This is a genomic window from Proteus sp. TSJ240517 (assembly GCF_047921575.1).
Lineage (GTDB): Bacteria > Pseudomonadota > Gammaproteobacteria > Enterobacterales > Enterobacteriaceae > Proteus.
In genome coordinates, this window is sequence record NZ_JBLRMH010000008.1 from 157856 (window position 1) to 170904 (window position 13049).

Sequence of the window (13049 nt, forward strand, 5' to 3'; positions counted from 1 at the left end):
CGTACTCAAAAACAATAATATTTAAAAAAAAACACAAATATAAAGTGTTCAACCGAGCAATATAATAATAATAACAATTTATTAAATTAATAATATTATCTATAAAGTGTTATTTATTAGGGTAACTATTTACCCTAATTGAGTTTTCACCCACTCTTGCACTTGTTTACGGGAAATTTTAATTCCCCCATTTTTAAGGCTTTCAGGGAGTTGTAGGCAAGCAATAGGTCGTTGAAATCCTGCTAATCGGATGTAATACCACTGTGGTAATTGATTGATTATTTCAATTTCTGCATCCACAACCGCGACAGGACGTTGCCCAAATTCAGCATCATCAATAGGGACAACAAAAGACTGACTAACACTTGGATGTGTATTAAGAATTTTTTCTATATCTTCTGGTTGAATACCTTCGCCAGCACTAAAAAAGAGATTGTCCAAGCGTCCTAAAACACACCATTCATCAGCGATAAAGTCACCTTTATCTCGTGTTGAATACCAGCCATCCGCAGTGAGTGATAACGGTTTTAATTTACCATCAAACCAATAACCTAAAGCAACACTGTCTGATTTAATCTGAATTTCATCATCGAGTATTCTTACACCTTTGCCTTTTAATGGTAGCCCTACTCCCGCTTTACCATCTGCGCGTTTGGCGCAAACAGTGGATGCCATTTCGGTCATGCCATAACCACACCAGCATTGAATTCCCCAATGTTCTGCTTCTTGCGTTAATTCAATGGGGATCATCGCACCACCTAATAAAACAGATTTTAAGCTGATCGAGTGTTGCCTATCTTGTTGCGCTTTATTTTGTAAGAAACGCCAAAGTTGTGTAGGGACTAAAGAAGCATGAGTACAACCTTGTAATGCATCAATAAAAGGATGCATTTCACGCACCACCAGCGTTGCGCCACGTAACAACCAACGCCAAAGAATGCCTTGTCCTGATACATGAAACAAAGGTAAAGAGAGCAACCAGCTATCACCTTTCTCAAAGGGCATTAATGATAAAACACCTTCCGCACTGCAAAGATGCGCATCAAAAGTATGAACAGCCGCTTTAGGTAGACCCGATGAGCCCGATGTCAAAATAAGCGTTGCCATACGAGATGGCTCCCACTGCACATCTTCTATTTCATTTTTGTGTTGACGTGGTGTGTTATTAAACTCAACACCATTAAGATCAAGCAAAGTCGCATCCAGATCTAGCGTTGACTCACTCAGATCAGCATAAAAATCAATATTTAAATGAGGCAATAAATCATCAAGTAAAGACTTTGGAAGTTGTGGATTTAAAGGTAAAACCTTAGCTCCACATTGAAAAACAGCGAGTAATGCAAAAACAAGATTGAGATTATTTTTTCCACGCAACAACACTATGCTTTGTGTATCAACACCTTGTTTAGCAAAATTGTTAGCTAAGTGATTAATATGACAACTGAGTTGCTGCCATGTAATAGGTGAAACACCTGAAATGATGGCCGTTTCATTTGGGTAGAGTTGTGCCCATTGATGCCACGGCCATTGTTTAAATGGAACTACTGTTGCCATACTGTCTCTAGTTGTTCAAGAGATATAAGTGGAATATCCACATTTGGCCAAGGACGAATAAGTTGTTGTTTAATTAAATCAACGGTATCGAGCCCTGGAGTGCTATTAGGCGTTAACCACTGCGCAATTCTTGCCAATTGAGTCAGCCCAAAGCTGCTTTCAATACTTGAACTGATAATGGCATCTAGTCCTAAAGCATGTGCTTGTTCAACAAAAGATTGGCAGCGTTCAATACTTCCCACCAATGTAGGTTTGATAACAATCGTTGTTACACCCGCTTGAGGTTTGATTTCAAAACCTTCATCACGCACAGTTTCATCCCAAGCGATGTTAATCCCTGTAGCCTGTGAAAAAGCGAGTGACTCTTCTGGTGTTTTACATGGCTCTTCTAAGAATGCAATGCGATCTCGCCATGCAGGATTTACATATTTCGCAAATCCTTCGGCTTTTGCTGGCGTCCAACTTCTGTTCGCATCCAATCTTAATTTTAAGTCTGGAATGGCTTCTAATAACAGATTAACGACTATTCCATCACGCACAGCTTCATATAAACCCACTTTGATTTTAGCGACTTTTTCACCTTCCATATCATTAAGGCTTAAAATCAAATCATCAGGATCGCCATTACATAAAGGTGCAGCACGATAATTCGCTTCTTGTGGCAAAGTACCTTCAAGCTCTGCTAATGCACAGCTAATACCAAAAGCGACACTTGGTAGTTCACTATAAACAGGGTTTTCACCTGCACACCAAGCCGTTAACCAAGATTGTGCGGCTTCTTGGGCTTGTTCTAAAGTTTCACGGCTAAACTCAGGAAGAGGTGAAATTTCACCCCATCCTTGTTTGCCATTTTGCTCTAAACAGACAAGAAAACCATCACGCGATTTTAGCCTTTGATAACGCAACACAACGCCTGCATCAACAGGAAGGCTGAATGAATAGAGTTTGGCGTTTCGCATTATGGGTTACGTTTAAATCGAGAGAAATCAGGTTGACGTTTTTCGTTAAAGGCGTTGCGGCCTTCTTGACCTTCATCAGTCATATAGAACAGCATGGTTGCATTACCTGCTAATTCTTGAAGACCCGCTTGACCATCACAATCTGCATTTAATGCAGCTTTTAAGCAACGTAATGCCATTGGGCTATTTTCCAGCATTTCACGACACCAACGCACCGTTTCTTTTTCAAGATCTGCATAAGGAACAACGGTATTCACTAATCCCATTTCTAATGCTTCTTTTGCATCATATTGACGGCATAAGAACCAAATTTCGCGTGCTTTCTTTTGGCCTACAATACGTGCCATATAAGAAGCGCCCCAGCCACCATCGAAAGAACCGACTTTAGGACCAGTTTGACCAAAAATTGCGTTTTCAGCAGCGATGGTTAAGTCACACATCATATGAAGCACATGGCCACCACCGATAGAATAACCCGCGACCATTGCCACAACAGGTTTTGGACACGTACGGATTTGGCGTTGGAAATCCAACACGTTCAGGTGATGTGTACCGCTATCATCACGGTATCCGCCGTAGTCCCCGCGAATTTTTTGATCACCACCTGCACAGAACGCTTTTTCACCAGCACCCGTTAAAATGATAGTACCAATGGTGTCATCATAACGAGCATCCGCTAATGCTTGGATCATCTCTTTCACTGTCAAAGGACGGAAAGCATTACGCACTTGCGGGCGGTTAATCGTAATTTTTGCAATGCCATCGACTGATTTATGATAGAGGATATCTTCAAAACCTTCAGAACAATCCTGCCATTCAATCGGTGCATATAATTTTTCTTCGCTCGGGTAAAGCATAATTAGGTTCCTTTAACCAAAGAGGGATAAAACATGATTTATCACCGCAGCGTAAGCAACAGGCTGTGCCTGATGGGCATTATGACCAGCTTGCGGGATAGTCGTTAATGGCAGCGAATACTGCTGCGCAATAGATTGAAATTTATTATCTTTTTCACCACAAAGCCAAATAAACGGCAATGTGAGTTGCTGCAACTCTGTGACAAGCCAAGGTTGATTGCCTAAAGAAAGCGTTTCTAAACTTTCTGCAATACAAAAACCAGCGTTACGACAACGTTTTTCAACGAGTAATTGGCGTTTCTCATCACTAAGATCGGCAAATACGGGTTGCTGATACCACTGTGTCAATACGTCACTGATAGGTTCATTACGGAAACGCTCAGCCCAGCGTTTATCATGTGCAATGCGATTTTGTCTTTCCGTTGCATCATATAAACCTGGATTTCCACCTTCTACAATCAACCCCATTAATCCCGTAGTATCACCAAAACACGCATGATACATCGAAATCCTGCCACCTAACGAATAACCAATTAGCCAATAGTGGTCAACACCTTGCTCTTTTAGTGTATCTGTCAGCAACGTACTCACTTCAACAAAATTTTTCACGCTGATAGAAGCAGAATCACCATGACGAGGCAAATCAATCACAAGTGATGGATATTCATGGCAAGCTTGAATGACAGGCTCCCATTCACAACCCTCACCTAATAGCCCATGCAACCAAACTAACCAAGGCCCTTCATTATGGGTATTATATCGCTGACATGCTAAAGTCATGAGATGTTACCTGTTTTACCAGCTGATTTAATGTTTTTGCACCATCGGTATCATCAACAATTAATTCAATTAATGTCGTTATTGGCGCCCCTACCCAGCATTTCTGAACTGTCGTTAACAGTGCATCCCAACTTGTTGGTGATACATAATGCAAACCAAACATTGCAGCTGCGTGTTTGAAATTTAGTGAATGAGGCATACAGTAAAAGCGTTCTCGCTCTGCCTCTGGCGTTGGTAGCATTGAAAATATTTGCCCACCGTTATTATTCACTACGATAATAACATTAGGCGCATAAACTTGTTGATGCAACGCTAAACTATTTAAATCATACAGTGCAGATAAATCACCCAATATTGTTAATGTTGGCTTTTCTGTTGCACGATGAACACCCGCAGATGTTGAAATTAAGCCATCAATACCACTTGCGCCTCGATTGCTCATCACAGGATAACCTTGTGGTAACTGAGCAAATGCATCGATTAATCGTACTATCAGACTATTGCCAACAAATAATTGTCCATCATTAGGAAGTAATTTATCTAATTGGTGCGCAACCTGTGCTTCACCAAAATAATCGGTTATTTCACTGGCTTTTTTATAGGTTTGTTTGGCTATATTAGTTAATACATTAGTCCACGGTGAATTATCAACCGCAGAATGTGCCGTTAACCACTGCATCGGTGATAACGTAAATTTCTCACCTTGATGATGACCAGGATCTAAGCGCCCCGGAATAGGATCAATGATCCAATACGTTTTTGGAGAGCACCCGACTTGCCATTGTAATAAGCGTTTACCTGTTAAACTTGAACCAAATTGAATAACGATTTCAGCCTTATTTAATTCTGATTTTATCTGTGGATTGTTCAACCATAAATCGGCACAAGGTAACGGTTGCCCCGTTTGTGATAAAACATCACCCAATAAAGGCCAACCTAATTGAGATGCCCATTTGGCAACTTCGACACCTTCTTCTGGGCTAATACGTCCTGCGATAACCACTCCTTTTTTCTGACGTATAACATCCCATTGAGGATGCGTCGATACAGAGGTAAAAAGGGATTCTTGTAACCACGGCTTATCACTTTGCCACCAATGGCCTAATGCCTCAGTCCACGGCGTAGATGTTTCAACATCATCACCATATAACGGTTCAGCAAAAGGGCAATTAACGTGTAATGCGCCATGAACCAATGTATTCATCGCATTATCAAGTGTAGAAACTAACCAACTTGCGGGAATATCAGTTGTTGGTCGTGGTAAAGAGAGTGTTTTTGAAGGATGAGTTGCAAAAATACCTTGCTGACGAATTGCTTGATTCGCACCACAATCAATTAATTCTGGCGGTCTATCTGCGGTTAAAAAGATCACTCGTTCACCCGTTAATCCTGCTTCAATTAAAGCGGGATATAGGTTAGCCACCGCGGTACCCGATGTCACAATAACAGCAACCGGTTCTTTCGATGCTTTTGCAAGCCCTAATGCTAAATGCCCCAATCCACGCTCATCAAAATGCGTATGACAGGTTAATTTATGATTTGCGGCTGCGGCAAGTGTTAAAGGTGTCGAACGAGATCCAGGTGCAATACAGATATGGCGTAAACCATGACGAGTCAAAGCTTCGAGTATAACTTTAGCCCATTGGCGATTAAACGAACTATTAGACATTGATCATCCCAACAACGAAAACCTGCAATTGCTATTATAATATCTGTTCCTAAATACTTTTCTTTAGCCTAGTTCAATGAACAGTCGTTTTCGTTAAATAAATCGTTAAAGAAACACTCAAAGAGTGCATTATTTAGGCTAATCATCCACTCTATTTTCAATGAACTCTTTTTATCGTTAAGAATAAGAATAAATAGCACAAGTGGCTTAAAGAATAGCATCAATTAGTTAACAAATCGCAATAGTTAATTGAAAAGTAGCACTAAAAATGTGCTTAAAATAAAACCATCAAATTTTGATGGTTTTAATGATGCTATTTAATAAATTTGAGGTTATCTGTAATAAATTAATTTTCTTTTTCTAGCAATGTACGCAAACCCGCCGCTTTATTCTCAATTTCAGTCCATTCTTGTAACGGATCTGAACCAGCAACAACACCTGCACCTGCATAAAGTGTCAGAGTATCATCATGCAGTTCACCACAACGTAGACTTACTGCAAATTCTGTGTGTGGTAATCCTAAATATCCTGCTGAACCCGCATACCAACGGCGCTCAAAAGGTTCATGTTGACGAATAAAAGCGCGAGCAATACTACGAGGTAAACCACATACTGCGGCGGTAGGTTGAAGTCGTTTTAAACAGTCAATATCATCAGAATCAATCAGTTTCCCATGTATATAACGACGAAGATGTTGCACTTTACGGAGTCGGATCACATCCGCTGCTGAAACATCGATACCTTCAACACCTCCTTGTAATCGCTGACAAATATCATCAACCACCACCAGATTTTCATGCTGATTTTTTTTGTCATTCATCAGCCAATCTGCAAATTCTGTCGCTTGCTGTTCATTGTCAGAGCTGGCAGCCGTTCCTGCTAACGCTTCGGTATACAGCATTAACTCATCACGTTTATATAATCGTTCTGGGGTTGACCCCATAAATGCATCAGAAGGCGAAAAAGCCAGCATATAATGATAGCAGTGATGATTCACATCACGACTTGCTTTCATAAATTGAATCGCTTTTAGCGGATTATCCAACGTCAAGCAAGTTGCTCTCGCAGGTACCACTTTTTCAAAATGATTTTGACGTATTTCATCTAATGCAAGAGTGAGATAATCGACCCACTGAGCTTGCGTTAAGGAGTGATTCACCGAAACCACAGAAACAGCAAGCGGCTCAATATCCAGCGCTTGATTTAAAGTTTGCAGAAAATCTAAGGTGCTTTGTTTATCACCTTCATTCAACATATTTAGATGAACGGAAAGCTGTTGCTGGTGGCGTCGAATTTCAATCCGTGGCAGAAAAAGGTAGGCATCATCGCCATTTTTTTCATCAATACGACCAGGAATAATAGTATCCCATGCATTTAAGCCCCAAATACGTACATCATCAATACAGGGATCCGATTGGTGCACAGCTAAAAATTGGTGTGCATCTTGAATATGATTGAAACAGCGTAATTGTCCACAGGCTGCCACTTCTTCATGTTCATCACGATGCTGCCAATAAAATTGAGGATAATACGACTGCGCAGCAAGCCATGAGAGCAATGAAAATGAAACCTCTGCTGGCAAGGTGACTTTCAAATGTAAAAGATTACCTTGTGCTGTCAGATTTATATTTTTAACTTTTTCGTACAGTGTCGAAAACACAGGATTAACCTTTTCCACTCCAAATACCCACAACTAATTAAAAAGGAGATTATACGTCTCTATACGAATTATCAAAGGGCTGATTAATTATAACCTTTGTCATTTATCAAAGTTTTGTATTTTTCATGTTACAAAGTAGAAGCATTAACTCGCACTTCTGAAATAACCAACACATCTTCATTAGATAAAGTGGTAAAGATAAAAATTTTCATACATAAGTGAGGTTATATGGATACAACCATCTATGAACATGTCGATAAAATCATTGAGACCTCCGATATACCCAAAGTTGCACTCGGTTTAATATTAGGAATAGATATCGAAAATGGTCGATTACCGGGTATTGTGACATCTCATGATTTAATAAAAATAAAGTCTTATGTTAATAAAGCACTTTCTCTTCCTTACAAAATAGATGATGTCATCAAATTTATTCATTACAGTAAAATAAATGAATCACAACTCTCTCCTGATAATATTTTGTCTCTGTTCATTCAAATACGGGAGCATGCATTTGAATGGAATCAAATTGAATATGCAATAAAGCAACAAGCAATTGATTTAGAAATAATGGGTAGAGAAATCACTTCTACAGGTGAAAGTGTCATTTTATTTATTAGTCAAATGCCTTTATTAACTAAAATATCTACTATTATTAATGACATTTCTGAGCAAGAGTTAAAAAATATTCGATACACATCTCAAGATAAAGAAGTTTCAACACAATTAATTCATATATTAGAAAGTATGAAAGAGGATATTGAAAATGAACGTGATAAGACCATAAAAATAAAAGACAGCTTATCTACCTTTAGAAGTAAAATAATGGGAGGCAAAGATAGCCAGAATGTTAATCATCATTCTATTTATCACGACATTCTTAACAAGAAAAGATTTATTAATGAGTTTTATACAGATAATAGTCGTTCACTTATTGAAGAACGAGATTTACTCGTTGAAGAAATAGAAATACTCAAAGATGAATATAAACACTATGTTGGTCTTGCATTTACAGGGCTAGCAATAGGTGTTATTGGTGTTATTATCACAGGTGGAATATTCGGGGCAAAAGCCGAAGTCATACGTAAAAAGAAAAATGAACTTATTCAAAAGGTGAAAAAAATCAATGCTGACATCGATATCTATGAAGGCTTATCTTTGCATTTAAATACACTCTATATTGAATTATCTGAAATAGAACTATTTATCGAAGATACAAATATGGCGTTAGAACATATTGAATATGTATGGCAAGCCATCTTAACAGAAATAGAAGCATCAATAACACATTTTAATAAAATTAACAGTGCATTAGAGCTGATTAAATTTAGTATTTACTTAGAAAAGATTATCGCGCCTTGGTATATGGTCATTGGTTACTCAAAGGAGATCTTACTCTCTTTTGATGATGCTCTTTCTACATTTTATTCATCTAAAGATTAACAAAAGGATATTGTTATGAGTCATAATGAAAAACCCGTCAATTTAGAAGAATGTTTTAAACATAATCAATTATTTCATGCGCACAGAAATATTCTCTCTTTAAGTAATAGTAAATGTTATCTAGATAGTACACTTGAGGGAGAAGTCAATAATCTATTAGAAATAAACAATAAAAATATTGAACGCATTATTTATTTTTCACTGAGTTTAAAAAGCAGATTAAGGCAAAGTTTATTTAATGATATTTTTAAAACAATAAATGAAATTGACAATGAGATAAAAACAGGAAATCTTGATAATGAAATAAAAAATAAATTAGAAAAAAAAAGAAAAGAAATAATCAATATATTTTCAAATGAAATAAATGAAATAGAGAAAATGATAAATGAACATACTCATTCACTTTCAATTGAAATCAATAAATTAAAAAATAAATCCCTCACAAATAAAGTAATACCTTTTATCTATAATAAAGAAAATGATGTTAAAATCTGTTCGGAAGAGATTATTATCTTAGAAAGCGCCTCCGAAACAACAAAAAATGAGTTAGATATCATACGTGATAGTGAAGATATCTTACATAAAAGAAATTTTTTCGATCTGTTCAAAAACAAACTTCCTCAGCAACAACAAATTGAAGATCTTAATATTGAAACACAAGAAAAAAATGTTTTATCTTCACTGGTAAAAATACTGAGTAATTTATTTTCTACGTTAGACTCTGGATTTTCTTATAGTAAAGTTGTTGAAACTCGGCATCAACTTACTTCGCTTTATTTATCACAAATAAAGAGCCTTCATCAATTAAAAGCTAAGCAGCAAAAAATATTATTAAATATGAAACATCATTATAATATTATGGATATTGATTACTTTCTTCATATATTGATTAAACAGTTAACATTTCTATCTGAAAGTTGGCGGGAAATAGCCTTAAAAATATCAACATTAGAAAATAACAGCTTATTAAATGAAGAGATTATTATTCCTATCTTCTCATTTTTAGATGATTTCTCTTTATATTATGAGAGCGCAGACAAAATAAATATTTATCAATAATAATTAAAAAACGGCTCTATAAAAGAGCCGTTTTATTATTTAACGATACGTTATTACGATTAGTTGATTGCGGGTGCAATAATCGCAAAATTCGTTAATTCAATCAGTGGTTGTGGCCATACACCTAAGGCAATCACAACAACTGCACAGATTAACGCAACAAATGTTGCCATATTTTGTGATGTTGTAGAAATCGCAGGAGTGTTGTCATTGTCTGGTTTGCGTAAAAAGACAATAGCCGCAGCACGTAGGTAGTAGAATAAGCCAATCGCACTACCTAACACAACCATACCTGTTAACCACCATAAGCTTGAGCTAATGCCCGCAATGATGACATACAGTTTACCAATGAAACCTAATGTAATTGGTACACCTGCCAGTGATAGCATCATCAGTGACATCACCACAGCAACTACAGGACGGCGCCAGAATAATCCGCGGTAATCTTCCAGTGAATCCATTTCGCTTTCACGATAAGGACTTGACGCTACTGCAATAGCACCAAACGCCCCGAGACTTGCAAACAAGTAACCAGCTAAATAAATTTCAGCGGTTTCTTGTGCTAATACAGGGCTGTATTGCAGCACAATTAATGCCACGAGTAGATAACCAAGGTGTGATACGGAAGAGTAACCCAATAAGCGTTTTACGCTCTTTTGCGTTAACGCCATGATGTTACCAAACAAGATAGAGGCAATTGCCATGAAACCTAAGATCATTCGTAAGGTTTCACTATCCGCAGCTGGCGCTTCAAGGAATAAACGCATAACAACAGCAAAAATACCAATCTTACTTGCCGTCGCTAAGAACGCGCCCGTTGGTGCTGGCGCACCTTGGTAAACATCGGGTGTCCATAATTGGAATGGGAATAAAGATAATTTAAATCCAATTCCCACTAACATCATACCTAAACCTGCAAGTACTAATGGTTTATGGATATTGCTATCACTTAAACTTTGTCCCATTGCAGCAAAGGAGAGCCCCCCTGCTTCTGCATAAAGAAGTGCCATACCAAATAGTAAGAAAGAAGAGGCTGCCGCAGAAAGCAGCATATATTTGATACCTGCTTCCAGTGATGGACGTTGTTGGAATGCGTAACCGATAAGACCAAACAGCGGTAATGTCAGTAATTCAATACCAATAAACATCGATGCGAAGTGATGAGCAGACGAGAGTAAAATTCCTCCGACTACCGCAATCGCAATCAGCAAGTAAAACTCTTCTTTGTTATCTTGATAGCCTTCTAACCAAGGATAAGCAAAAGCAATAGTGCCAATACCAGAAAGGATCACTAGTGCAGTAAAGAAGCTTGAGTATCCATCAACGTGGTAAAGCGTGGTCACGTCCACTACGCCTAATGCATTAACGTAATAGAGCGAGCCCAGCGCAATGATGAAACCCGTAGCTGTCAAAGTGGCAATGGTAAAATGATCGCGTCGCCATGCAATGGACAGCATCACAACCACCACCGTCAATCCGACGATCAATAGCGGTAGCATTGCGATCAATTGTTCAGGAGTTATTGTCATGGCGAATTACGGCCTTACTGTTGAAATAGAAGCGGAATACCAAGTCTGGAGATTTTCCATCGCTGATATTGATGTGTCTAATACAGGTTGTGGGAAGAAACCCAAAATAACCAGTAAAACAACCAATGTGATCAGGATAAAGAATTCTCTCAGATCTAACCCTTTATAGGTTCTTTCAGCTGTTTTCGGTGAACCATAGTAAGCCTGTTGCATCATCCACAGCGCGTAGACAGAAGCAAAGACTAAACCAAAGACCGAAATAATGGTGATCAGCTTAAAGTTACCATAAGTACCAAACAGGATCATAAACTCACCCACGAAGTTACCTGTTCCTGGCATACCTAAAGAGGCAACCGCAAAGAACAGTGAAAACGCAGGTAAGAAACGGATGCTTTTCCACAATCCACCCATTTGGTTCATATCACGCGTACCTAAACGCTCATACAGCATGCCACACATGATAAATAAACCCGCAGCTGACAAACCGTTGGTGATCATTTGAATAATCGCACCTTGGTAAGCCAATACAGAGCCGGCATAAATCGCAATCACGATAAAGCCCATGTGAGAAATACTACTGTAAGCCGCAAGACGTTTGATATCAGTCTGACGGAAGGCTAACAGTGCTGCATAGAATACGGTAATTAAACCTAACCACATCGCCACAGGTGCCAGCAACGCTGACGCTTCAGGAAAGAGTGGTAAGTTAAAACGTAATAGACCGTAAGCCGCTGTTTTTAGCAAAATACCTGATAAGTCAACAGAGCCTGCTGTTGGTGCTTCTGCGTGAGCATCCGCTAACCAGCCATGTACAGGTACGATAGGCATTTTTACTGCAAATGCCGCGAAGAAACCTAACATCAGAATAAATTGCAGTTCAGAGCCTAATACCGTATGTGCTTGTAATAAGGTGTCATAATTAAACGTCCAAATACCCGTTTCACGGTAGAAAGCAACCGCAAGACCGATAATGGCCAGCAACATTAACAGACCACTTGCCTGTGTATAGATAAAGAATTTTGTTGCTGCACTAACGTGTTTTTTATCACTACTTCCTTTGTGTCCCCATAAAGAAATCAGGAAATACATTGGGATCAACATCATTTCCCAGAAGAAGAAGAATAAAAACAGGTCAGTCGCTAAAAATACCCCCATCACACCAGCTAAAATCCACAGCAGGTTAAAATGGAAAGCACCTTGTGATGGCTGATTTTCATTCCACGATGAAAGTACTGCTAAGATACCTAAAATCGCAGTTAATACAGTCATCAGCAATGACATACCATCAAGTGCAAATTGGATATTAATCCCTAAAGCAGGGATCCACGGCACAAAGAAAAACTCTGTCCAACGTGGTGCTCCATCAGCACTAAGTAGTTGATAATCGCCTTGCAACCAAAGTTGCACAGAAATAACGAGTGTTAATCCCATCGTCAGCAACGCAACCCAGCGAGGGACTTGCGAGCCGATTCGTTCAGCCTGCCAACTTAGCAGGCCACCGATGAAGGGAATAAGTATTAGCCAGGGTAATAACATGGC

At 38.6% G+C, this 13049-nt stretch carries 10 protein-coding genes; 2 read left to right on the plus strand and 8 right to left on the minus strand.

The features are described from left to right. Positions 1–129: 129 nt before the first annotated feature. From menE to ACNARN_RS14390, 6 genes are all read right to left on the minus strand, one after another. On the minus strand, positions 130–1554 hold the full coding sequence (gene menE, locus ACNARN_RS14365) for an o-succinylbenzoate--CoA ligase (RefSeq protein ID WP_416304599.1): 1425 nt from the start codon (positions 1552–1554) through the stop codon (positions 130–132). Continuing rightward, complete coding sequence (menC, locus tag ACNARN_RS14370) at positions 1542–2513, minus strand: o-succinylbenzoate synthase (RefSeq protein ID WP_196533809.1); 972 nt, start codon at positions 2511–2513, stop codon at positions 1542–1544. Before menC ends, menE begins: the two co-directional genes overlap by 13 nt. Further along, positions 2513–3370 (minus strand): 1,4-dihydroxy-2-naphthoyl-CoA synthase, encoded by an 858-nt coding sequence (gene menB, locus ACNARN_RS14375; RefSeq protein ID WP_109374133.1) that lies wholly within the window; start codon positions 3368–3370, stop codon positions 2513–2515. The genes menC and menB overlap by 1 nt, the downstream gene beginning before the upstream one ends. A gap of 12 nt (positions 3371–3382) precedes the next feature. After that, positions 3383–4150, minus strand: coding sequence for a 2-succinyl-6-hydroxy-2,4-cyclohexadiene-1-carboxylate synthase (menH, locus tag ACNARN_RS14380; protein WP_198619775.1), 768 nt, complete (start codon positions 4148–4150; stop codon positions 3383–3385). Beyond that, positions 4125–5819 carry a 2-succinyl-5-enolpyruvyl-6-hydroxy-3-cyclohexene-1-carboxylic-acid synthase gene (gene menD / locus ACNARN_RS14385; RefSeq protein ID WP_198630027.1) on the minus strand — a complete coding sequence of 565 codons (1695 nt, stop codon included), beginning with the start codon at positions 5817–5819 and terminating at the stop codon, positions 4125–4127. Before menD ends, menH begins: the two co-directional genes overlap by 26 nt. Positions 5820–6165: 346 nt before the next feature. Then, the gene (locus ACNARN_RS14390) at positions 6166–7497 is read right to left on the minus strand and encodes an isochorismate synthase (protein WP_109374130.1); all 1332 of its coding nucleotides are present in this window, start codon (positions 7495–7497) and stop codon (positions 6166–6168) included. A 210-nt stretch (positions 7498–7707) separates the two neighbouring features. On the opposite strand from ACNARN_RS14390, the gene ACNARN_RS14395 reads away from it, so the two are divergent. Together ACNARN_RS14395 and ACNARN_RS14400 are read left to right on the plus strand one after the other, a co-directional pair. Next, positions 7708–8922 carry an alpha-xenorhabdolysin family binary toxin subunit A gene (locus ACNARN_RS14395; protein ID WP_198619773.1) on the plus strand — a complete coding sequence of 405 codons (1215 nt, stop codon included), beginning with the start codon at positions 7708–7710 and terminating at the stop codon, positions 8920–8922. Between the two features lie 15 nt (positions 8923–8937). Beyond that, the gene (locus ACNARN_RS14400; RefSeq protein ID WP_198619772.1) at positions 8938–9981 is read left to right on the plus strand and encodes an alpha-xenorhabdolysin family binary toxin subunit B; all 1044 of its coding nucleotides are present in this window, start codon (positions 8938–8940) and stop codon (positions 9979–9981) included. A gap of 59 nt (positions 9982–10040) precedes the next feature. Here ACNARN_RS14400 and nuoN read toward each other — a convergent pair whose 3' ends face one another. Together nuoN and nuoM are read right to left on the minus strand one after the other, a co-directional pair. Then, on the minus strand, positions 10041–11510 hold the full coding sequence (nuoN, locus tag ACNARN_RS14405; protein WP_198619771.1) for an NADH-quinone oxidoreductase subunit NuoN: 1470 nt from the start codon (positions 11508–11510) through the stop codon (positions 10041–10043). Between the two features lie 6 nt (positions 11511–11516). After that, positions 11517–13046, minus strand: coding sequence for an NADH-quinone oxidoreductase subunit M (nuoM, locus tag ACNARN_RS14410; protein WP_198619770.1), 1530 nt, complete (start codon positions 13044–13046; stop codon positions 11517–11519). Positions 13047–13049 lie beyond the last annotated feature (3 nt).